The 23,282-nt window shown below is 54.6% G+C and carries 19 protein-coding genes and 1 pseudogene; 1 reads left to right on the forward strand and 19 read right to left on the reverse strand.

Annotation, left to right across the window (positions count from 1 at the left end):
- Nucleotides 1–3: 3 nt before the first annotated feature.
- On the forward strand, nt 4–3,072 hold the full coding sequence (locus tag GJV37_RS24200) for an efflux RND transporter permease subunit (RefSeq protein ID WP_193453006.1): 3,069 nt from the start codon (nt 4–6) through the stop codon (nt 3,070–3,072).
- Between the two features lie 68 nt (nt 3,073–3,140).
- Here the strand turns inward: GJV37_RS24200 and GJV37_RS24205 are convergent, their stop codons facing one another.
- The 19 genes and pseudogenes from GJV37_RS24205 to pseB all read right to left on the reverse strand — a co-directional run bounded on the left by GJV37_RS24205 (nt 3,141) and on the right by pseB (nt 23,279).
- The gene (locus GJV37_RS24205) at nt 3,141–3,818 is read right to left on the reverse strand and encodes a DUF4197 domain-containing protein (RefSeq protein ID WP_024765652.1); all 678 of its coding nucleotides are present in this window, start codon (nt 3,816–3,818) and stop codon (nt 3,141–3,143) included.
- A gap of 108 nt (nt 3,819–3,926) precedes the next feature.
- The gene (locus GJV37_RS24210; protein ID WP_170860012.1) at nt 3,927–4,325 is read right to left on the reverse strand and encodes a YbaY family lipoprotein; all 399 of its coding nucleotides are present in this window, start codon (nt 4,323–4,325) and stop codon (nt 3,927–3,929) included.
- An 84-nt stretch (nt 4,326–4,409) separates the two neighbouring features.
- Nucleotides 4,410–6,491: a YjbH domain-containing protein gene (locus GJV37_RS24215; protein WP_170860011.1), complete on the reverse strand. Its 2,082-nt coding sequence runs from the start codon at nt 6,489–6,491 to the stop codon at nt 4,410–4,412.
- The gene (locus GJV37_RS24220; protein ID WP_024766727.1) at nt 6,491–7,267 is read right to left on the reverse strand and encodes a capsule biosynthesis GfcC family protein; all 777 of its coding nucleotides are present in this window, start codon (nt 7,265–7,267) and stop codon (nt 6,491–6,493) included. The genes GJV37_RS24215 and GJV37_RS24220 overlap by 1 nt, the downstream gene beginning before the upstream one ends.
- Nucleotides 7,264–7,920, reverse strand: coding sequence for a YjbF family lipoprotein (locus tag GJV37_RS24225; protein ID WP_170860010.1), 657 nt, complete (start codon nt 7,918–7,920; stop codon nt 7,264–7,266). Before GJV37_RS24225 ends, GJV37_RS24220 begins: the two co-directional genes overlap by 4 nt.
- 9 nt (nt 7,921–7,929) lie before the next feature.
- Complete coding sequence (locus GJV37_RS24230; protein WP_170860009.1) at nt 7,930–9,036, reverse strand: polysaccharide biosynthesis/export family protein; 1,107 nt, start codon at nt 9,034–9,036, stop codon at nt 7,930–7,932.
- Nucleotides 9,037–9,202: 166 nt separating this feature from the next.
- Nucleotides 9,203–10,618 (reverse strand): undecaprenyl-phosphate glucose phosphotransferase, encoded by a 1,416-nt coding sequence (locus tag GJV37_RS24235; protein WP_169887298.1) that lies wholly within the window; start codon nt 10,616–10,618, stop codon nt 9,203–9,205.
- A gap of 38 nt (nt 10,619–10,656) precedes the next feature.
- Nucleotides 10,657–11,676, reverse strand: coding sequence for an NAD-dependent epimerase/dehydratase family protein (locus tag GJV37_RS24240; protein ID WP_170860008.1), 1,020 nt, complete (start codon nt 11,674–11,676; stop codon nt 10,657–10,659).
- 61 nt (nt 11,677–11,737) lie between these two features.
- Nucleotides 11,738–13,147 (reverse strand): annotated as a pseudogene (locus GJV37_RS24245) (mannose-1-phosphate guanylyltransferase/mannose-6-phosphate isomerase).
- Nucleotides 13,148–13,208: 61 nt separating this feature from the next.
- Nucleotides 13,209–14,321 (reverse strand): glycosyltransferase, encoded by a 1,113-nt coding sequence (locus GJV37_RS24250; RefSeq protein WP_170860007.1) that lies wholly within the window; start codon nt 14,319–14,321, stop codon nt 13,209–13,211.
- The gene (locus tag GJV37_RS24255; protein WP_193453007.1) at nt 14,318–15,652 is read right to left on the reverse strand and encodes a hypothetical protein; all 1,335 of its coding nucleotides are present in this window, start codon (nt 15,650–15,652) and stop codon (nt 14,318–14,320) included. Before GJV37_RS24255 ends, GJV37_RS24250 begins: the two co-directional genes overlap by 4 nt.
- Entirely contained in the window at nt 15,633–16,352 is a 720-nt protein-coding gene (locus GJV37_RS24260) for a hypothetical protein (protein ID WP_193453008.1), read from the reverse strand. The genes GJV37_RS24255 and GJV37_RS24260 overlap by 20 nt, the downstream gene beginning before the upstream one ends.
- Entirely contained in the window at nt 16,324–17,733 is a 1,410-nt protein-coding gene (locus tag GJV37_RS24265; protein ID WP_193453009.1) for a hypothetical protein, read from the reverse strand. The genes GJV37_RS24260 and GJV37_RS24265 overlap by 29 nt, the downstream gene beginning before the upstream one ends.
- A gap of 17 nt (nt 17,734–17,750) precedes the next feature.
- Nucleotides 17,751–18,815, reverse strand: a complete 1,065-nt coding sequence (pseI, locus tag GJV37_RS24270; protein WP_170860003.1) for a pseudaminic acid synthase — start codon at nt 18,813–18,815, stop codon at nt 17,751–17,753.
- 15 nt (nt 18,816–18,830) lie between these two features.
- The gene (gene pseH, locus GJV37_RS24275; RefSeq protein WP_240967359.1) at nt 18,831–19,325 is read right to left on the reverse strand and encodes a UDP-4-amino-4,6-dideoxy-N-acetyl-beta-L-altrosamine N-acetyltransferase; all 495 of its coding nucleotides are present in this window, start codon (nt 19,323–19,325) and stop codon (nt 18,831–18,833) included.
- A 12-nt stretch (nt 19,326–19,337) separates the two neighbouring features.
- Complete coding sequence (gene pseG, locus GJV37_RS24280) at nt 19,338–20,423, reverse strand: UDP-2,4-diacetamido-2,4,6-trideoxy-beta-L-altropyranose hydrolase (RefSeq protein WP_170860002.1); 1,086 nt, start codon at nt 20,421–20,423, stop codon at nt 19,338–19,340.
- On the reverse strand, nt 20,420–21,124 hold the full coding sequence (gene pseF / locus GJV37_RS24285; RefSeq protein ID WP_169887307.1) for a pseudaminic acid cytidylyltransferase: 705 nt from the start codon (nt 21,122–21,124) through the stop codon (nt 20,420–20,422). Before pseF ends, pseG begins: the two co-directional genes overlap by 4 nt.
- The gene (pseC, locus tag GJV37_RS24290) at nt 21,121–22,281 is read right to left on the reverse strand and encodes a UDP-4-amino-4,6-dideoxy-N-acetyl-beta-L-altrosamine transaminase (RefSeq protein ID WP_170860001.1); all 1,161 of its coding nucleotides are present in this window, start codon (nt 22,279–22,281) and stop codon (nt 21,121–21,123) included. The genes pseF and pseC overlap by 4 nt, the downstream gene beginning before the upstream one ends.
- Nucleotides 22,281–23,279 carry a UDP-N-acetylglucosamine 4,6-dehydratase (inverting) gene (gene pseB / locus GJV37_RS24295; RefSeq protein ID WP_169887309.1) on the reverse strand — a complete coding sequence of 333 codons (999 nt, stop codon included), beginning with the start codon at nt 23,277–23,279 and terminating at the stop codon, nt 22,281–22,283. Before pseB ends, pseC begins: the two co-directional genes overlap by 1 nt.
- Between the last annotated feature and the right edge of the window lie 3 nt (nt 23,280–23,282).

Genomic DNA, 23,282 nt, shown 5'->3' on the forward strand with positions numbered 1-23,282 from the left:
CCGATGCAATTCAACCTTTCCGCCTGGGCGCTGCAGAACCGCTCCATCGTCCTGTACCTCATGCTGCTGCTGGGCATAGTCGGTGCGCTGTCCTACACCAAACTCGGGCAGAGCGAAGACCCGCCATTCACCTTCAAGGCCATGGTGGTGAAGACCAACTGGCCGGGCGCGACCGCCGAGGAAGTCTCGCGCCAGGTCACCGAGCGCATCGAGAAGAAGCTGATGGAGACCGGCGACTTCGACCGCATCATTTCCTTCTCGCGGCCCGGTGAATCCCAGGTGACCTTCGTCGCCCGCGAGGACTTCCACTCCCGCGATATCCCCGAGCTCTGGTACCAGATCCGCAAGAAGGTCAACGACATTCGCTACACCCTTCCGCAGGGCATCCAGGGGCCGTTCTTCAACGACGAGTTCGGCACCACCTTCGGCAACATCTACGCGTTGTCGGGCAAGGGCTTCGACTACGCGGTGCTCAAGGACTACGCCGACCGCCTGCAGCTGCAGTTGCAGCGCATCAAGGACGTCGGCAAGGTCGAACTGGTCGGCCTGCAGGACGAGAAAATCTGGATCGACCTGTCCAACACCAAGCTCGCCACCCTCGGCCTCCCGTTGGCGGCGGTGCAGAAGGCGCTGGAAGAACAGAACGCGGTCACTGCCACCGGCTTCTTCGAAACGGCCTCTGACCGGGTGCAACTGCGCGTGTCCGGTCGCTTCGACTCGGTGGAGGACATCCGCTCCTTCCCGATCCGCGTCGGTGATCGCACCTTCCGCATCGGCGATGTGGCCGAGGTGCACCGCGGTTTCAACGACCCGCCCGCGCCGCGCATGCGCTTCATGGGCGAGGACGCCATTGGTATCGCCGTGGCCATGAAGGACGGCGGCGACATCCTGGTGCTGGGCAAGAAGCTTGACGCGGAATTCGAACGCCTGCAGCAGACGCTGCCGGCAGGCATGGAGCTGCGCAAGGTGTCCGACCAGCCGGCAGCGGTGCGCGAAGGCGTCGGCGAGTTCGTCCGTGTGCTGGCCGAGGCGCTGATCATCGTGCTGCTGGTGAGCTTCTTCTCCCTCGGCCTGCGCACCGGCCTGGTAGTGGCGCTGTCGATCCCGCTGGTGCTGGCGATGACCTTCGCCTGCATGTACTACTTCGGCATCGGCCTGCACAAGATTTCCCTCGGCGCGCTGGTGCTGGCGCTGGGCTTGTTGGTGGACGACGCGATCATCGCCGTGGAGATGATGGCGGTGAAGATGGAGCAGGGCTACGACCGGCTCAAGGCGGCGAGTTACGCCTGGACCAGTACGGCCTTCCCGATGCTCACCGGCACGCTGGTGACCGCTGCCGGTTTCCTGCCCATCGCCACCGCGCAATCGGGCACCGGCGAGTACACTCGCTCGCTGTTCCAGGTGGTGACCATCGCGTTGCTGGTGTCGTGGATCGCCGCCGTGGTCTTCGTGCCCTACCTGGGCGAGAAACTTCTGCCCGACCTTGCCAAGCGTCACGCGGAAAAACACGGCGGCACCGACAAAGGCCACGATCCGTATTCCACTGCCTTCTATCAGCGCTTCCGCCGCGTGGTGGAATGGTGCGTGCGCTACCGCAAGACGGTGATCCTGCTGACCGTGGTGGCCTTCATCGGCTCGATCATGCTGTTCCGCCTGGTGCCGCAGCAGTTCTTCCCGCCATCGGCGCGCCTGGAGTTGCTGGTGGACCTCAAGCTGGCCGAGGGCGATTCGCTCACCGCCACCACCGAGCAGGTCAATCGCCTGGAGAAGATGCTCGCCGAGCACCCGGGCATCGACAATTACGTGGCTTACGTTGGCACCGGCTCGCCGCGCTTCTACCTGCCGCTGGACCAGCAACTGCCGGCGGCGAGCTTCGCGCAGTTCGTGGTCCTGGCGAAGAGCCTGGAGTCGCGCGAGGAAATCCGCCAGTGGCTGATCAAGCACATGAACGAGGACTTCCCGACCCTGCGTACTCGTATCAGCCGCCTGGAGAACGGCCCGCCGGTCGGCTACCCGGTGCAGTTCCGCGTCTCCGGCGAGCACATCCCGGAAGTCCGCGAGCTGGCACGCAAGGTCGCCGAGAAGATGCGCGAGAACCCCCATGTGGTGAACGTGCACCTGGACTGGGAAGAACCGAGCAAGGCGATCTTCCTCGACATCGACCAGGAGCGCGCCCGTGCCCTGGGCGTGAGTACTTCGGACATCTCGCAGTTCCTGCAGAGCTCGCTGACCGGCTCCACCGTCAGCTACTACCGCGAGGACAACGAGCTGATCGAGATCCTCCTGCGTGGCGACGAGCGCGGCCGGCATGACCTCTCGCAATTGCCCAGCCTGTCGATGCAGACCAGCAGCGGCCGCAGCGTGGCACTGTCGCAGGTCGCGACCCTGGAATATGGCTTCGAGGAAGGCATCATCTGGCGGCGCAACCGCCTACCGACTGTGACCGTGCGTGCCGACATCTACGACGACTCGCTGCCGGCAACGCTGGTGAAGCAGATCTCGCCGACGCTGGACCCGATCCGCGCCGAGCTGCCCGACGGCTTCCTGCTGGAAGTCGGCGGTACCGTGGAAGATTCGGCCAAGGGCCAAAACTCGGTGAACGCTGGCGTACCGCTGTTCATCGTGGTGGTCCTCAGCCTGCTGATGATCCAGCTGCGCAGCTTCTCGCGGATGATCATGGTGTTCCTCACCGCGCCGCTGGGCCTGATCGGCGTGACCCTGTTCCTGCTGGCGTTCCAGAAGCCCTTCGGCTTCGTCGCCATGCTCGGCACCATCGCCCTGGCGGGGATGATCATGCGCAACTCGGTGATCCTCGTGGACCAGATCGAGCAGGATCGCGCCCATGGCATGGATACCTGGCACGCGATCATCGAAGCCACGGTACGGCGGTTCCGCCCCATCGTGCTGACCGCCCTGGCCGCCGTACTGGCAATGATCCCGCTGTCGCGCAGCGTGTTCTTCGGGCCGATGGCGGTGGCGATCATGGGCGGCCTGATCGTCGCCACGGCGCTGACGCTGCTGTTCCTGCCGGCGCTCTATGCGGCGTGGTTCAGGGTGAAGAAGGAAGCCTGATCCCAAGGCTCTGGCCCATGAAAAAGCCCGGCGAATGCCGGGCTTTTTCCTTTCTCGTTCGGGGGAGATCAAAGCACCCCGAATACCTTCTTCGCCAGGCCGGTAGCGGCGGAAGCCGGGTTCTGGCGGATGCTCTTTTCCTGCTGCGCAATCATCTTGAACAGACCATCCAGCGCTTCTTCGGTCACATAGTTCTCGATGTTCGCGCTCTTCGCGTCCACCACGCCGAAGGCCGCGGCCTGGCTGGCGAAGGCGTTGTACTGCTTGGCGACGCCGACCTGGTCGGTGGCCTGCTTGATGATCGGCAGGAACTTGGCGCGCAGTTGCTCGCGGCTGCTGCGGTTCAGGTAGTCCGTCGCCGAGTGCTCGCCACCCTGAAGAATGCCCTTGGCATCGGTCACGCTCATTTTCTTCACCGCATCCACCAGCAGCGCCTGGGCCTGCGGCATGGCGGCCTCGGCGGCCTTGTTCATGCTCGCTTCGAGCTGGTCAACCTGGGCGCCCATGCCGAACTGCTTCATGGTCTTGGCGGCCTTGCCCAGTTTGCCGGGCAGCTCGATGCGCACGGCCGGGTCGTTGCTGAAGCCGCCGGGTTGGCTGAGCTGTTTCACGGCCACCTGCGCACCCTGGGTCAGCGCATCCTTCAGGCCGCCGGTGGCGTCGCTTTGGCTGAGGTCGGAAAGGGACAGGGCGAAGGCATTGAAGGACAGCAGGGCGCCGGCCAGCAGAACGGGGAATCGCAGCATCGATACTTCCTTGGGCGAAACACGGCGGCCGGGCGGCCCCGCGGTGGAGAATGGAGGAGGGAGATTAACGGAGGAAGGCCGCCGGGGAAAATCCGGCGGCGCGGTGAATCAGCGCACAGGGTCAACGCGGACTCGTAGTGGTTGCGGGTCGCTGCCGTCGAGTTTGACGCTGTGTCGCTCGGTGGTGATGAACAGCAGGCGGCCGTTGTCCTCGATGCGCGCACTGACGGCGTAGCTGTGGCCCGGCTTGACCTGGTTGCGCTCGTAGTCGAGGTGGAACGCCAGTGGCACCTGCCGCCCGGAGTCCAGTTGCTGCCGGGCCAGCTCGGTGACGGGCGCGTCGGCCAAAGAAACGTCCTGCAGACTGACGGTGACCTGGGCAGTTGGCGGTAGAGCAATGCGCTGCAGGTAGACAACTTCGCCGTCCAGCGACGCCTTGTCACCGGAGGGAGTGGAGCTGCACGCGGCGAGCAGGCCGGTCATCAGTAGCAGGGGTAGGGTTTTCATAAGGTAACTCTCCTTGGATCCAGGGCGCCTCAGACCATTGTGGGTGACTTTGGTTTCCGCGCCATGATCCGGGAGAGCTTCGAGTTATTTCACGATGCGTCCGAACAGGTTCTGGAACATCACCGGGTCGCGGCCTTCGGTTAGGTCGTAGAGCGAGTAGTAGTGGTTGAGGCGGGCGCCACCGTCGCGAGTCAGCGGGTCCCAGGAAAGATTGGCCCGGCGCATGGTGGAGCTGCTCATCAGTTCGTCGAACGGAATCGATACGTAGATGCCCTTGTCGAAACTGCCTTCGCCGTAGGCTTCCTTGTTGGCCGTGGTGAGGGTGACCCAGGCGCCAAAACGCACGCCGTTGCGGAACTGCCGAGAGAGATCGAGCGTGCTGCCCCAGTCGCGAGCCAGGTAACGACCAGCGCTGACCTGGGCGAGGATGTCTTCGAAGCCGGTTTGCCAGTAGAGCGTGACAAAGCCCGTCGCAGTCTGGTAATCGCGCAAGCCGAAGTGCTGATCAAAATCGCGTTGGCGGACCAGGTCCAGATTGGCACCTACGGCCCAGTCCTGGTTCATAGGGCGATACAGCAGCTCGCCGCCGATGCCGGCGTACATGCTCTCCAGGTAACCACCGTAGACCATGCCGTAGAGGTCTTGGTCGAGCCGTGCGGTCCTGTTCAACTGGAAAGTCGGCAGCACGACGCCGGAGGTGGTCATGTACTGGCGGATGTCCGTACGGACCCGCGGCAGGCCGCTGGGGGCGTCGTACTTGAAGTTGTCGTAGTTGTTGATCAGGTTGGCGCTGAGCAGGCCGTTCGCCCACAGGCTCGGGGTAAAGCGGTATTCGCTGTCGAGGTCGGCGGTGAACTGGTAAAGCAGGAAGTTATCCGGCCCGCCGATGCTCTGGTTGTAGCCCAGGCCGATGTTGTAGCCGAACGCCTCGGGCTGCTGTTTATAGACCACTTCTTCCTGTTGCGGCAGCGGCGTGTTCTGTTCAGTCGTGCGGCGCAGGTCTTCCAGTGGGCGTTCCTGCGTTGCGACATCGCGGAATATCTTGCGCGGCACACTGGTTTCGACCACGGGTTGCCCGTAACGGGTATCGATGACGGTGAACCACTGGACATCGTCATCCGCGCTGTTGTCGAGAATGCGCGAGGCGCGGCCGACAGCTTCGGGCGGATAGAGGTAGCGGGTCTGTTCGCCATAGACCACGAGCTCATGGTCCTTCTGGGCGATACGTTCGACCTTGTAGCCGGCATTTTCGTCGAGACGGCGCGAGACATCGGCCCAATCGGTTGTACCTTGCGGCTGGCCTTTGGGCTCCGCCAGTGGCTCGGGGGCAGGGTCAGAAATCTTGGCGGGGGCCTGGCGCGTAGCGAAGTTGGTGTGCACGGTGATGCCGAACATGGCGGTATTGCCGCGCTCGAAGGCCGCCTGCAGATCTATCGCGTCGCTGGCCTTGTACACCACGCCGATGTTGAAGGGAGAGCTTTGCTTCTGGTTGTTGTTCTGTGGCTCATGCTGGTAATCGTTGCCGTCGTACTCAAGCTTGATCGACAGGGGCTGCCACGGCGTTTGCCAATTGATGCCGCCGAACGGAGAGGGGCGGCCGCTGAAGTAGCTGTTGGAACTGAACTCGCCTGTACCTTCGGATCTCGGCCGAGTGTTGAAGCGGTTATCGACCCAGCCCAGCGGATTGCTCCAGTCGCCTCGATTACCGATGTATCCCCAGGCAACGCCCAGGCTGAAGTCAAGGTTGCCGACGCGCTTGTTGCCGACCAGATATTCACTGGAGAATAGCCCGGTACCGCCAATATCCCGGCCACCCATGGCTATTTCCGGTGTCCAGCGGTCTTCCTGCACCAATCGGAATTTGACGTCGAAGGCCTTGTCCTTGTAGCTCTGGTCACCGCTGAGATCATCAGGACCGTACTTGCGGTTGCTGATGGAGGTATAGCGGAAGGTCCCCTCCATCCAGTCGAAGGGTTGCAGCGAAAAGCTGTAACGCGAGTACGGATCGGTGCGGTTGGCGTTGACGCTGATCTCACCTGCCGGCGCCATGCGCGCAGTCGGGGTCTGCAGCAGGCCTACGCCGCCGAAATCGTTCTGGGTGTAGCGCGGATCGGCACCCGCCAGGCTGGCACCGGCCAGCAGCAGGTAAAGGCTGTGGCGACGCATCACGGCGACTCCGCTGGCAGGGGTTGGGTGGCGAGGAAGTCGGCCAGTTCGCGATTCAGATCAGGGGCGTTGTCCTTGAGTTGCGAAGCGTCCAGCGGCACCAGCAATACGGCGCCGGGGGCTGGTGGCTCGGCGTTATCCTCGCGGTTCCACAGGGCGACACCCAGTGGCGTGACCTTGCCGTCGGGCTGGATCACGAAGAGATAATCCGGGTCCGCGTCGGCCAGGGCCGGGCAGTCCTGCGCATAGCGATAGGCTGGCTGCAGCGGCACGAACGGAAGCGTGCAGTCCATCGATACCGCACCGGTGATACGCACGGTACTCGGCCGCGCGGGGAAAATCAGCCGGTCGCCGCCCAGCAGTCTCGGCGAGTGCGCCGCATTCAATTCGACTTCCAGCGGGTCCAGCCGGTACAGCCGGCGGCCTGTGACGGGCAGCTCGGCCACCCGCTCGCTGAGGCGTTTGGCTGTGGACGCCAGGCTGGTGTTCTCCTGCAGCGAGGCGAGGCGTTGCACCTGGATCAGGTCGAACAGGATGCCGCCCTTCAGCCGGCGCTGCTGCTGTTGCAGGCTCTGGCGCTGCCAGGAGGCACCCAGCCAGTAGCTTTGCGGATCGATCCGCTCGTGTTGCAGCAATTCGCCCAGGCGCAGGCCTTCCTGAATCTCACGTGGCCCTGGGGATGGAAGTTCGCCGAGCACTTCGATGCGGGTAGTGGCATGGGTTACTGCGCACGCAGCGATGCTGGCTGCGAGCAAGGCAAGCCGGACCTTCTTCATGGCTGCCCCCGCAACGGCCGCAATTGGATGATGGTGACCGTCAGGCTGGGTGTGACGTGCTGGCGGCTCTGCATGACGAAGCCGTCACTGGGGTCGACCCAATAGTTGTTGGTTGAGGTCATACCCTTGATGGGCGCGCTCAGGCGCTCATCGATGCGCAACAGCGAGTAATCCTGATCCAGGATGTGCACGGTTTCGAGCTCGCCCCGCCGAAGACTGCCGCTGAGTGGAATGTCCATCTGGTAGCCCGGGCCGAGGTCGACCCAGCGTTGGCTGGCCTGCTCCTCGCCGACGTGCTGCAGCCCGCTGCGGAACGGCGAATCCGCTGGCAGTCGTGTGCCCAGGAGGTCGTTCGGGAAACCAAGGCTGCGGACGACCAACCCATCCTGCAACAGCAACAGTTGATTCGACGACGTTCGCCAGTACTGCACGTTGCCCTGAACGCGCACCAGCGCCATGACTGCCGAGCCATATTCGCTGGTGACCTCGATCTGGTAATAGGGCAGGGCGTTGACCTGGGCTCGGGTCAGCTCCAGCGACGCAGGGGATCTGACACTGCTGCCCAGGGTATCGAGTGACGCCCGCATCAGCGGGTTGCAGGCGCAAAGCAACAGGCTGAGCGCGGCCAGCCCCGCGAGGCGAATGGCGATCATGGTGATGGCTCAGTTGTTGTTCAGGTTGTGCTGGATGGAAGAGCTGGTGCCGAGAATGCCGGCGGACGGAACCAATTGGCTGATGAGGCGGTTCCAGCGGGTCACGCCGGCCGGGCCGACATAGACGACGTCCTGCGGCTTGAGCTGGAACTGCTGGGCGAGGATGAAGGCTGTGGGCGAGTTGGCGTCAAGCTGGAAGACCTTGGCGCGCTCGGTCTCCAGGTTCTCCACGCCACGTATGACGTAGACCGCCTTGCCGTTCGCGGTGGTCTGGTTCAGGCCGCCTACGCTGCCCAGCGCATCGGCCAGGTTCATCTCGCGAGTCTTGAAGGTCAGCGCGCGCGGCGCGTTGACCTCGCCCATCAGGTAGACCTTCTTGCGATCGTTGTAGGGCAGGTAGATGCGGTCGCCATCCTTCAGGTACAGGCTGTACAGGTCGGAATCCTGGGCAGTGTTCAGGGCATCCAGGTCCAGGCGGTAGACCTGGTTGTCGCGCTTGAGCGTGAGGCCGGAAAGATCCGCGTTGGTGGTGTCCAATTCGGCGCTGCCGATGGCCTCCATCAGCGACAGGGGCGTGGCGGTGATGGCTTGCGGACCCGCCTTCAGGAAGGCGCCATTGAGCACGACGCGCTGGCTGCCGTAACGCATGACGGCGATATCCACCTGTGGCTGCTCGACGTAGGCGGCCAGGGCGTTGGTAATGGTCCCGCGTACGGCCTCGATGGTGCGGCCGCCGACCTTGATCTGGCCGATGTAGGGATAGAACAGGGTTCCGTCGGGGCGTACCAGACGACCGTTGGCGTCCAGTTGCTGCTGTTGGCCGGCGGGAGTCGTCAGCTCCGGGTGGTCCCACACGGTGATGTACAGCAAGTCGCCGGGGCCAATACGGTAGCTCTCCGGACTATAACCGATCAGTTCCTGGGGAACTAAACTCTGCTGTTTCGTCGCGGCCTCGACGGCGAGCAGCTTGGGTGTGATTTGCACCAGCTGGACGCGGCTCGACTCGGCCGAATCCTCCTGCATCAGCCTTCCTGTATCCAGGTTCTGGCCAGGGGAGAACATGCACCCCTGAAGTGCGAGGGCGGACAGGATCGCAAACGACAACGGACGGATCATGGGGAGGCTACATAGGAGTAGTGATTAAAAGGCGCAGGGCGCCTGTTCTTGATGGCACAGGGGGCTGGCCAGGAGGCTGCGCAAGGTAGCAATCGGGAGGCTTTTGGGATGTAGGAAAAGACGAACAGTTATCGACAGGGAATTCGCTAACGGAGGAGTGGTTCGCTCAGTACGCGTTCTGGTGCACGAAGCCCTTGAACAGAGTCAGGAAGACGATCTTCAGGTCCCACCACAGGGACCAGTTATTGATGTAGGCCAGGTCGAACTCGACGCGTTTCTGCATTTTCTCCAGGGTATCGGTCTCGCCACGCCAGCCATTGACTTGCGCCCACCCGGTGATGCCCGGCTTTACCTTGTGGCGCAGCATGTAGCTGCTGATCTGGCCCCGGTATTCCTCGTTGTGCGCGATGGCGTGCGGACGCGGGCCGACGATCGACATGTCGCCCATGAACACGTTGATGAACTGCGGCAACTCATCCAGCGATGTACGGCGCAGGAACGCGCCCAGCGGCGTGATGCGACTGTCATTGCGAGTCGCCTGGGTGACAGTTGCTCCGTTCTCCATCACGCGCATGCTGCGGAACTTCCATACCTCGATCGGCCGACCGTCGATGCCGTAGCGCTTCTGGCGGAAGAACACAGGCCCGGGGGAGGTTAACTTTATAGCCACGGAGATGAACAGCATGGGCAGGGCGATCAGGCAGAGGATCAGAGAGGAAAGAACGATGTCTTCCAGACGCTTTACCAGCGCACTGGCGCCCACCATGGGGCTGTCGAAGATGCTGATGGTAGGGATGCCATCGATGTTCTGGGTACTGGCGTGGAGCAGATCAAACACGAATACATCGGGAACGATGCAGACCGAAACGGTGGTGTCGCTCAATTGCTCCACCAGCCATTTGATGCGTGCCTCGCTGCGCATTGGCAGGGCGATATAGATGCGATCCAGGCCGCCAGTGCGAGCACGCTCGACCAGATCCTTCAAATCGCCCGAGATGGGAAGTCTTACCTTGCCATTACCCAAGCTGACCGGTTCATGGCGCATATCGTCATAGAACCCTACGAGCTCCAGTCCCATCCAGGGAGCGCTGGCTATATTGGTTGCCAGGCGCTGGCCCAGGGTGCCCGCCCCGACAATGGCTACAGAGCGGATATTGAAGCCGCGGCGGCGAAGCGTATGCAGCGCTGTGCGCAACAAGATGCGATAACTGCAAAGCCCGATAGCTACCAGGGAAAACCATTGAAGCTGGCCAGAGCCGTCGAGCAGGGTAATTTCCGGTATTAAATAATCTGCGACAGCTACGCCGGCAAAGCTGACCGCCCAAATCCCCGCTACCTTGCGCAGCTCCTCGCGGATGCGCTCGCCGCGCCACGAGGTGTAGAGCTGTCCGAAATCACTCAGCAGATAGAAGATAACGAGCGCAAACAACGTGGCGATGACGGCTGAGTAATCCCATTGTGCTGTATTGGCCGTGAGAACAATCTCCATGCCGACACAGATGACACAGAGGTCGAGCAACTTCTGCAGGACGGATATCGTGGCTTGATGGGGCCGGAGAATTCCGCGTTCCATGCCGTTCATTTTTTAATTCTCTCTGGAGCTTCGGAATCTGATGGAAATCAGCGCCACTCTTCAGGGGCGGCGGACTTCCAGTCACTGAACGCAGACTTCAGGTCGTACTGGTAGGGATATCCCAACTCGACCAAGCGGCCGGGATGAATATTGTTGGAGCGCACCAGTTTGCGAATTCGGACGGGACTGAATGGGTGACGAATGCCCAGTGGGCGAGCAACCAGATCTATGCCATAAGCGGCACATAACAGCAGAGGGAAAGGAATCGCCGGCACGCGGCGCGTTACTCCCGCGACTTGGCACACTGTATCGACATACTCCTGTATGGACGGGCCAGGGTTCATTGACATGTTGAACAGCGACAAACGCTCACCCTCTGTCTTTTGTCGCTCCAGCATCCACCATATGGCCGAACACAATTCCTTCACGTAGGTGCCGGCCTTTCGCGTTTCGCGGTTGCCCATATAGAAGAAGTAACGGCGCATCACTGCCTTGACCAGACGGGACACGTTACCACCTTCGCCCGGTCCGAATACTACGCCGGGACGGACAATAACCAGATGGCGATTTTCCTTGTCTGCCGCCAGCCAGGTCTGATGCATCTTTTCCGCCACCAGCTTCGATCCGCCGTATGCAGTCATAGGGACAGGCAGGGAGCGTTCATCCTTCTGTTCCTCGCTGGGACCATAGGGAGAGATAGAACTGGTAAAGATGATTTCATTGCAGCCAACTCGCTCTGCCCAAGCGCAAACGTGTTGTGCGCCCAATAAGTTGGTTTCGTAATACTCGAAATCTTCATGCCCTGGCTCGCGGTGCACAGCGGCAAAATTCGCGATCAGCGAAATGGGTTCCGGTGGCGTCCATTCGATGGGCTGACGGACATCGCCACGAATCTCGACGATTCTGGTCTCCGCCCGAACCAGTTCTTTTCGATAAGAGAAGCGTTTATCGGAGACTTGTTCCTTGTCGAATAAATAGACTTTTTCAAATTTCCCAGTGGATAGAAGTTTTTTGGCAAAGAAAACTCCAATGAATCCGGAGCCCCCAAAGATGACGGCGCAGCGCATAATTAACCTTTGAATAGAGATTTTTAGGACTTGTAGCTGGCAATCAGTGGAAGAATTTTAATCACGTCCGGCCGTATTTATCTTCATAGCGAACGATATCATCTTCACCGAGATAAGTGCCCGATTGAACCTCGATCAGATCGAGCGGGATCACCCCAGGGTTTTCAAGGGCATGGACCTGACCGATTGGTATATAAGTTGATTGGTTCTCCGTCACCAGATAGGTTTGGTCGCCATTGGTGACCTTCGCCGTGCCGCTGACGACGATCCAGTGTTCTGCTCGGTGATGATGCATTTGAACAGAGAGCTTGGCACCAGGCTTAACGGTTATACGCTTAACCTGATAGCGCTGACCGTTGTCTATAGAGTCATAAACACCCCAAGGGCGATAAACTTCCCTGTGATTGATATATTCAGTTCGATTTTCATGCTTGATTCGTTCAACGATGTTCTTTACTTCTTGGACCTTGTCCTTATGAGCAACCAAGACAGCGTCCTTGGTTTCGACGATTACCAGATTTTCCACTCCGACGGTTGCAACCAACCGGCTGTCCGCATGGACATAGGTGTCGCGAGTACTTTGCTCCATAACGTCGCCAGACAATACGTTGCCACAGCTGTCTTTCGCTCTTACTTCCTACAGCGCCGACCAAGAGCCGATGTCACTCCAGCCCGCATCAAGCGGCACCATGACCGCCTCGGAAGTCCTTTCCATCACTGCATAATCGATAGAATCCTCTGGGCAGGCAGCAAAAGCGTCATGGTCGACACGAATGAAGTGTAGATCATTCTTTGCTTTTTCCAACGCTTGCTGACATGCAGTAAGAATAGTTGGATGGAAGTTCTGGAGTTCTTCGAGATACCGGCTGGCGCGGAACATGAACATGCCACTGTTCCAGCAGTAATTTCCACTGGCGACATAGTCACGTGCAACATCAAGTTTCGGCTTTTCCACAAAACGGCGTACGGTGTAGCTACCATTGTACAGAGGCTCGCCTTTTTGGATATAGCCATAGCCGGTTTCTGCCTGCTGCGGAACTATTCCAAAAGTGATCAGCTTCCCCTCGTCTGCCAATTGATGCGCGTTACGGATGCCCAAATGGAAGGCGTCAATATCTTTGATCAAATGGTCTGCGGCCAGAACAAGCATGACGGCATCTCCCTTTTCCTGGATTATCTGCAGCGCAGCAAGAGCAATAGCAGGCGCCGTATTTTTACCTACTGGCTCCAGCAGGATTCGTGCGTCGCTCTTGCCAAGTTGACGAAGTTGCTCAGCCACGAGAAAACGATGCTGTTCATTACAGATAATTATTGGCTGAGCCACTTTCAGTCCACGCAGGCGTTCAATCGTGGCTTGCAACATGGAAAACTGTGCATCGGCTAAACGAAGAAATTGCTTGGGATTCAACTGTCGGGAGAGCGGCCATAACCGAGAGCCGGAGCCTCCAGCCATGATTACGGGAATGATCAAGAGTATGTCCTTAAGCTTGCTGTTGCACACCTAGAGATGGGCACAGTCTTTACTTTTCTATTCAGAGAGGAGTATTGGCGGTAGCCAACTTTTGGTTAATAAATTCTTTAATACGGTGCTGGAACACGTCTTTAGAGAATTTTTTTGCGTGCCGATGCATTTCTTCCGGCGAGAATACGAAGTTACCGGACTCAAGCTGGTCAACAGCGTCAATCAATGCCTCGACATTTTGTTCGCGAAAAAGAATGCCGGTCTTGCCGTGAATGACTGTGTCTAGAGCCCCGCCTTTCCCATAGGCAATCACTGGTGCTCCGGCTGCCATAGCTTCGACCGGTACAATGCCGAAATCCTCAAGTCCAGGGAATATCAAGCCACGGCACCGCTGCAACAGATCCTGAATAACAGTAAAAGGCTGGCGCCCCATCATCGTTACATTCGGACCGGCTATTTTCTGAAGCTTATTGAATAGCTCACCTTCTCCAACGACGGCTAATGGCAGTCCTATTTTGTTGAAGGCTTCGACGGCCAGATCTGCGCGCTTGTATGCCACCAACTGCCCAAGACAGAGATAGAAGTCGCCGCGCTTCAATAGTGGATTGAAATCTGAGACGCTGACAGGCGGGTAGATGATCTCTGATTCACGGCGATAGAACTTTTGGATTCGAGATGCGACGAAAGTTGAGTTTGCGACGAAATGGTCCACGCGGTCCGCCGAGAGCCTATCCCAGACTCTGAGCCAATGGGCAATGGCCGGGAAAAGTACTCGAATTAATCGTCCTGCGCCTGATAGATAATCATGGTACATGTCCCAGACATAACGCATAGGAGAGTGGCAATAACAAATATGAACGGCATCAGGACGTGTAATTACCCCTTTGGCTGGACCTGATTCACTGCTGATAACTAAGTCATAATCAGTTAGGTCAAGTTGCTCAAGAGCAAGTGGCATGAGCGGTAAATATTTTTGATAATATTTTCGTGATTTGGGGAGTTTTGAAATAAATGTGTTTATTATTTTTCCTTGGAAATTTTCAGGTAATGCCTTACGCATGATCTGCTCATCGCAGACGTGGATAAATATGTCCGCGCTAGGGTATAGTTCTGCAATTGCAGAGCACACTGCTTCACCGCCACGATTACTTAACCACCAATAATGAATTATCGCTATATTCATATTTTGGTCCTTTTGGTTGAATGTAAGTCTGATGTTGGCGAAGTATTGAATATTTTCATTCGGGAAATAATTGTGGAAATGGCTATTGATGAAATTATTAAATACTGACCTGCGCCAGAGGAGAATAAATTTACGACAAAAGAAAATGCTAAAAACGAATTGATTATTATAATGAGCGGGAGGTTTTGTGGCGCTCCTCGCCTAAGGCGCCTGTAATAGCTTCCGAAAAATAGACCTACTGCTAAACATGCAGGTATACAGAATATTGGCCCGAAATCGTAAACGAGTGGCCCGAAAAACGTGGTGTATACCCCTGGCCTTAGTATTCCTGAAGCGATAGTTTCTTCAATATTATTGAAACCCAGTGCTGAGCTAAGTATTTTTGCGGGAATGTAAAAGTCGATCATGCCATAGGTGGTTGCAGAGCTTGTATTCTCTGCAAGATAAAAGAATTCGTATAGGCCGTGAAGAAAATATTGACAGAAATTTACTAATGAGTAGACAAGAGCTGAGATTCCACTTATTCCGCTTTCTCTAATTAAGGATAGCGTGGCGTCACTTGCTGGAGCGAATTTAGCGTAACCGGATATTTGCATTGAGGAAATTGGGTCGATTCCATACTGTGATGCTCTCTCAATGAATATGTATGTAGATAGTCCAAATGCTAACAGTAGTCCGGGAATTAAAACTGTCGTTGTTAATATAATGGATTTGACTTTCTTGGGGTTTATAGATTTTGTTGTGAGTGTTGATATTAATAGAGTGCTTAGATATATAACTAGTGTGCTTCTAGAGCCCTGGTATAAGGTGTCAAATAGCGGGTATGTTAGACTTGCTAGAGCAAAAACATAATTCGCTCTTCTGTGTATTCCACATTTCTTTGATAGAAGGATTAGGGTTGGTAAGAGGATTAGTGTGGATGCTAAAAGTGCGGAAATTAATGCGAGTGAACCATTACCGCCTGTAGAGATTAATTCTCTATTTTCAGCAAAATTTGAAGATATATTACCTCCTGCGCGCAAATAAATTCGCTCAAATGCACGGAGGACCATGCCTAGAAGTCCAAGAATGAAAATGTAATTTGTTAATTTCTTTAGGCGCTGTGGGTCTATGTATAGTGTTAAATCATGGTTTTTATAGCTGCGTGCCCCCATGACTATTCCCAGAGCCAGAAGTGTGGAGCATAGTAAGATAACTGTTATTGATTTTGTTCCTCCTTGAAATATGAAATTTATAGGAGCTATGCACCAAAGAATAAAAAAAAGTCCAGCTCCATAGGTTAATGTTGTTATTGGGTTTAACGTTTTGATTTCAATTGCTGTGTGTTTCATTTGGAAGTTTTAATTGGTGTTCTTCTATTAGTTTTGCGATAGCGAGGCTTATTTGATCTTGATAGCCCTGCTTGAAATGGAATAAATCTTTATTGTAGTTCTCTTCATATTGGGATTCTGTCAATTTATCTAGGTTGATTAATTGCTGGGGGAATTTTTTTTGGAGGAATTTATTGATTTCCGTAGAACGCATGTTGTGGTGTTTCCCATATAGGCGACTGTCAACTCTGAGTGTTGGTATGATAAGTATGTTTTTCGATTTTTCCGAAAGTTTTCCTATTAGCTCTCTGAATTCAAATTCTAGGTCTTCAAGAGAAAGGTAGAAATCTGGAATTATACGAATTAAGATTATCCTTAATAGGAATAAAGGGATTCTAAGTATGTAGCTGGTACAGAATTTTGGTGGGATAGAGAAATACGAATCGCGAGCCTTAGTTATACCGGCTGCCCTAAGGGTAAGTATAAATTTTCTAGGGATTCGTGGGTGTATGTCAGGATTTCCAAGTCCAATAAGGATTGAGTCGTATATTTCTGGTGTGCCAGATATAGCGGGAATGGCTTTCTTTATGCTCATGCCGGGAAGCTCAATAATTTTTGTTTCCCAGTATCTATTTAGAGATTTCTTTATTAAGTTTGCGTATCCATTGCATCCCCAGTCTGTTCCGTGTGAGTCACATATTATAAGAAGTTTCTTTTTCATTTATTAGTAATTCAAAGGCATTTGATACTGTTTCTATGTTTTCTTTGGAAATACATTCAGGAAGGCTGATTGGGTCACTAATTATTCCAGGGTGAGCTTTTTTAAGTATTTCTTCGATAGCCGATTTTACTCTGCTGAGTGAGTGATTGTTGGGGCTGCTAAGTAATAACGGGATGGCAGATGGATTTTGTATTTGTTTACAAGAGGGTAGGGTGTTAAAGAACATTGGTGATAAGGTTGCTGATTTAACTCCGAAAATTGCGGCCTCATATGCAATGGTTCCTGATATTGTTATTACAAGCGAGGAGTTCTTTATTAGTTCGTGCGAATCTGTGTTTGGGTGAATTAGTCGGACATTTGGGATTTTTTGTATGTTCTTTAGATATTTTAGTGGTCTATCTCCAATGGCGTTTGAGTGCTCTTTTACATATATCTTGTATTGGCTTGGTACGTGTATTGATATTTTCTTTATTAATTCTATCTGGTTTGAGTGTTCGGTTCCTAGTACGTCAATGGATGCTTCAGGTTGTTTGTGCAAAGTAAATAGTATGTTCTTTTCTCCATGGACCGGATTCTCAAAGGCTATGTATTTTTCTAATAGCTTTGCACGAACGGAGGCGAGATATTTTTTTTCTATGAATAGATGGTGGCTTATGCTTTTTTCAGCTGCGTTCGTCTTTTGCTCGGATAAGGTTGTTAGTAATTTCTTTGGTATAGATTTTATGAGTTTTTTGTCAAATATCTTATGAGGTTTGTTGTTTGTGTAGAAGTATTGTGGCTTTTTGTTGTTTTTAGTTACATCTGTTATTAACTCTTCTGCGGTAAATTTTGATTGATTTATTTTGTGAGAGATTTCATGTATTTTATCTTCTAAGTATCCTTCAAAAAAAGCAAAATAATTGCTAGGTATTCTAATTGTGTGAGGTTTTTTGAATTCCGCCCCTCGTGTCTTGCAAATAAATGCTGTTAACGTCTCGTGAAGAGCAGTAGCTTCGCCAAAAATTAATTTTATGTTTTCATTTTTTATTTTTTCGATAATTTTGTGTGTGCAATATAGTAAGTATTTTTCTGATTGATCTTGAGGCCAATGGCTGATAATTCTATCGGACTGAATTATGAAATTTGCAGATACTCCATTTATTTTTTCGGATTCTCTAAGGGCTTCTCTAGCTATACTCTCTTCCTGAGAGGAGATATGTTCATTTTTATGTATCTGAGTTATTTTGTTTTGGTTGACGCCGTGGTCTATTAAGTATTTTGTCCACGTTGGTGATGTTGATATCCAGCTGACACTTAGATTATTAATTCTTCTTTCAAGCTCTTTGGCTATACATTGAAAGAAGACAGTTTTATTGAAGCAGGCTATGAAGCAGATGTTCAATTTTACCTACCTTTTATTTATATTTTTTCGTCTATTAAATCTAGAGAGGTTGGTGTGTTTTTTTTAATTGCAATTTTTGCTGGTTTCCCTACGATTTCATCTCGCATTTTTGGCGGTAGTCCATATCCTGGTCGAATGCTTACGATCGCGTCTTCAGTTATTGTCTGGCCGCAATCTAGATTTTTTTTGAAATATAGCGACCGTCGAAATTTTATATTCCCCTGTTCGCTTGATTTGCAGCCGTAGCTCACATTTCCCATTGCTTTCCAAGCGGATTTGCTATTTTGGCAAAGTTGTAACAGTTCATATGGTTCGATAGAGAAACTATCATCTGGTCCACCACCGGATCGATCTAGAGTAAAGTGCTTTTCAATGATGGAAGCACCCAATGCAACGCTGGTGATAGCGGTTATATTGTCTAGCGTATGATCGGATAGGCCCGTGACTAAACCGAACCGTTGCTTCATATCAGTAATAGTGTGTAGGTTGTACTCTTCCGCTGGTGCTGGATATCCACTAACGCAGCGTAGTATGGCTAGGTCCTTACAGCCCCCCTCTCTAGCTGCCTCGATGGCTTCTCCAATCTCTTCTGCGTCCGCCATTCCAGTAGAGATGATCATGGGCTTACCTGTACTGGCGACGTATTTGATAAGTGGCAGGTCCACTGCTTCAAACGAGGCTATCTTATACGCGGGGGTCTTAAGACTTTCTAGCAGATCGACAGCAGTATTATCGAACGGAGAACTGAATATGGTAATGCCAACTTTGCGCGCATGCTCAAAAAGCGGCTTGTGCCATTCCCAGGGCATTTGAGCCTCTTGGTAAAGTTTATAGAGCGTTTTACCATCCCACAGACCACCACGAATCTGGAATTCTTCTGAGTCGCAGTCGAGGGTGATGGTGTCGGCAGTGTAGGTTTGCAGTTTGATGGCATCCGCACCGGCCTTATGGGCCTCTTCAATAATCCTGAGTGCTGTTTCCAGCTTGCCGTTATGATTTGCGGAGAGCTCGGCGATAATGTAGGGGGGGCAGTCTTCCGCAATGCGTCGGCCGGCGATGGAGATGCTGGGAATTTTCTTCATGTTTGAGTTCCAGAGTTACTTTTGCCACTCTTGCGCGAGCAGCCCGAAGCAATGAATGCTGTGGTAATGGTTGCCATCGAAGTGCTGGTCTCGCAACACACCTTCCTGTTGAAAACCAAGCTTCTGGTGTAGGTGCAGGGACCGTTCGTTGTAGGCCAGTACTTGAGCGCTGATCTTTCTGAGTTTAATTTCCAGAAAGGCCATTCTGAGTGCTGCTGTGCACATGCTCGAGCCCGTGCCTCTTGGGGCGTCGGGCGCAATATAGAATCCCCATTCGGCAATTCCGCTATCGGGTTTTTCCGTGAAATTTATGTGCCCAAGAGGTGTGCTATTGTTCTCGTAAATCAGTAATGTGTACTTCGGATCCTGTGCAGCGCGACAGAACCACTGGATATGCTCGGCGAGTTGGATGGGGCGCTGGTTGAACATGTAGCGATTGATTGCAGGGTCATTACGCCAATCGAGCAATAACGGAAGGTCTGGCTCGGTCAGAAGTCTGAGTTTTCCCATTAAAAATCCTGTTTATCGCCTGAGGAGGTTCACGACCCGTTCGGCACCGCGCCCATCGGTAATATTTTTCGCTGCCTCGGACATCTGTCTAAGTTTACTCGACGAGCACATACGCTCGAACTCGCCGGGAAGTTGGGCGGCAATCTGGTCAACAGATTCGATCACGGTTGCAGCACCAACAGCCTTAAGTTGGTGAGCAACTTCGCGCTGGTTGTCCGCCAGTATGAGCATGAGACTGGGAAGGCCGAGGCAGCAGCGTTCCCACGAGGTGGAACCTGCCGCGCCAATGGCGATATCGGCTTCGCTCATCAGTTGGGCCATGCGCTGCGTGTTGATTAATACGCTCGTAGGGCAGGGCATGGCGTGAGCGACGGTTTTTACCGCCTCACACCAGGGAGCGGTCGCACCCATTATCACTTGGATGTTCCAGTGGGACTGGGCGAGCGCTTGTAGCGCTGCCAAAACTTGCCCCGTGGCATTGTGAGCATCAATGCCTCCCATAGTGATCAACAGGTTGTGGATGTGCGGATGTTTTCTCCGCAGCAGGCTTTGTTTACGCATCAGAGCGAACTCCGGCCTGAGCAAAGCGAATTGTGGCCCGAGTAGTTGCAAGCAACCTTTGGGTACTTTTGCGGAATAGTCTTCTTCTTGCCGTCCTAGACTCTGGTCAAGCAATACGTGGCAGGCATGGTCCCTATCAGCAAGATCATCGATTACCATCAACTTCTTGCAGTGCGCCGCGAGTTGGCTTTCCCATCGGAGATCCAACGCATAGTGGTCAACTATCAACCAGTGGACTGGTTGTCCCGCAGACAGATGATGCTGGGTTTGCCGGGCATCTTCCTGCCAACTTGCACCGAGCCACCCTGCATGAGCAGGTAGGGCGGTGGCGACATGTTGTTGGATGGAAGGCGCCGGTAGAACGCTTAGTGTGTGCCCTTTTTGCAGAACAGTACTGTTCATGTTTCCAGGGTGTTCGCGGCAGACGAAATGGCACTGATGCCCAGCGGTCTTGAGGGCATCGGCCAGCGTGAGGCAACGCATCAGGTGGCCGGTGCCCATGTTCAATGACGCGTCAACCCGGAAGACAATATTCATTGGGCCGTCCCGGCCTCTGCTTGCATGGCTTTGAACATCCACTCCGCCCTTTGCCAGTCTTCCTCAGTATCGATGTCCTGAACGCGGTGCCGGGGAAGCAATACTGCTGCGGAGGCATCCCCGAAAATCATATTTCCGGCGAGCCAGGCTTCGGGACGCCCCCAGTAGAACTGCCCAGCGTCGTGATACGCTTCTTCCAGGTCCTGGGAGCGTGTGGTGAAGTGTTCTGGATTGAACATACCGACGCGGCCGTTTGCAGCCAAGCGAATGGCGCGCTGAATGGGAAACGCATAACTGGTTGCCGCGAAGACATAATCCACCCGCTGCGTGTCCAGCATTGCTTTTCCTTTGCGCAGATAATCAGGCTGCAGGAACGGAGCGGTTGCATAGATGCAGCAGACTTGGCTGATGACCCGTTCTCGTTGCAGGTACCAATCGATGGCATGTTGAATGACAGGGATAGTTCCAGTGTGGTCATCCGACAGCGATCCGGGACGTTGAAAGGGCACCTGTGCCCCCGCTTGTCGGGCAACTTCCGCAATGCTTGGATCGTCGGTAGAAACGACGATTTCGTCGAAGCAGCCGCTTTCCAGCGCTGCCTCGATGGACCAGACGATCATCGGTTTCCCGCAGAAGAGCTTTATGTTCTTGCGTGGGATCCGTTTGCTACCCCCTCGGGCAGGAATGACTGCCAGTTTCATGCGCCGAGTGCCTGGCGTAGTGCTGCGACTACCTGATCTTGCTGTTCGTCGCTAAGCGACTGGTACATAGGCAGGCTGACCGCTTCGCGGTAATACTGCTCGGCTTCTGGATAGTCACCCTTCTTGAACCCGAGGCCCTGGTAGTAGGGCTGAGTATGAACAGGGATGTAGTGCAGGTTCACACCGATCCCGGCTGTGCGCAGATACTCGAAAACTTCGAGGTGGCTGCGTATACATTTATCCAACTGAAGGCGGATAACGTAGAGGTGCAAGCCTGAGTAACTTTCCGGATGTTGCCAGGGAACCACCACCGGAAGTGATGCGAGTAATTCATCATAGCGCTGCGCAAGGACATGGCGACGTGCTACATAGGCATCCAGGCGTTGCATCTGGCTGACGCCGAGCGCTGCTTGCAGTTCGGTCATCCGATAGTTGTAACCGAGGTCGATTTGTTGGTAGTACCAGGGACCATCAGCGGCATGAGTCATTTGCGCAGGATCGCGGGTGATACCATGGCTGCGAAGTAAGTTCATGCGCTGCGCCAACTCGGCGTTGTTGGTCAGCGCCATGCCACCTTCTGCTGTGGTGATGATCTTCACGGGGTGGAAGCTGAATACCGTGATGTCACTGTAGCGGCCGCAGCCGATGAAGTCTCCGCGATACTTCCCGCCGATGGCGTGGGAGGCATCTTCGATTATCTTGAAGCCATAGCGTTGCGCCAGCGCATGAATTGCCGCCATATCGCAAGGCTGGCCGCACAGGTGTACTGCGACCAGGATCCTGGGTAAGGTGCCGTTGGCCGCGGCTAGTTCAAGCTTGCGGGCCAGCATTTGGGGGCAAAGGTTGTACGTCTTCGGGTCGATATCGACGAAATCGACTTTCGCACCGCAATAAAGGGCGCAGTTGGCAGAGGCAACAAAGGTGATTGGGGTAGTCCAGAGCGTATCACCTGCTCCCAGCCCAAGCGCCAGGCAGGCCATGTGCAATGCAGAGGTGGCACTATTGACCGCGAGAGCGTAACGCGCACCGACATGCTCGGCGACGTTCTGTTCGAAGCGAGGAACCATCGGTCCTTGCGTAAGGAAGTCCGAATCCAGCACCTCGAGAACGGCATCGATATCAGCTCGGAGAATCTCCTGTCGGCCGTAGGGGATCATCAGATGCTTCCTATCTTGTCGAAGTTGCGGTCGATCCAGGTGCTGAGGGCTTCGTCAGTCATCCATTCGGAGTTGTTGTCGCTGGCGTAGACGAAGCCTTCGGGAACCTTGGTGCCGTCCTTGATTCGCTTCTTGCAGGTCGCCCAATTGTTGATGGTCGGCAGGATCTTGAAGTGTTCGGGATACTCGTAGGTGTACAGGGCATCTTCTGCGCTGATCATCTGCTCGTGCAGCTTCTCGCCGGGTCGGATACCCACGATTTCCTGGCGCGACTGCGGTGCGACCACACGTGCCAGGTCGGTAACCTTCATCGAGGGGATTTTCTTTACGTAGATCTCGCCGCCTTCCATGTCATCGAAAGCATGCCAGACGAGTTCCACGCCTTCCTCCAGGGAAATCATGAAGCGCGTCATGCGGTCGTCGGTGATTGGAAGAACACCCTTGTCCTTGATGCTCATGAAGAAGGGGATCACCGAACCGCGAGAACCCATGACGTTGCCGTAGCGAACGACAGAAAAACGTGTGTCATGTCCGCCGGAGTAGGAGTTGCCGGCGACGAAGAGCTTGTCGGAAGCAAGTTTGGTGGCGCCATAGAGATTGATGGGGCTGCTGGCTTTGTCGGTCGAGAGCGCGACAACGCGTTTTACACCCTTATCAATACAGGCATCGATAAGGTTCATGGCACCCATCACGTTGGTCTTGATGCATTCAAACGGGTTGTATTCAGCGGTGGGGACGATCTTGGTAGCCGCTGCGTGTACGACGTAATCCACTCCGTCGAGAGCGCGATAGAGACGCTCCTTGTCCCGCACGTCCCCAATGAAGAAGCGAACGCGGTTGTCACCCTGGAACTTCTTGGCCATCTCCCACTGTTTCATTTCATCTCGCGAGAAGATAATGATCTTTTTCGGAGAGTATTTGGCCAGCGTCATTGGGACGAACGTGTTCCCGAAAGAGCCAGTTCCGCCGGTAATCAGGATTGTCTTGTTGGTGAGCATCGG

This window comes from Pseudomonas nitroreducens, from assembly GCF_010994165.1.
GTDB lineage: Bacteria > Pseudomonadota > Gammaproteobacteria > Pseudomonadales > Pseudomonadaceae > Pseudomonas > Pseudomonas nitroreducens.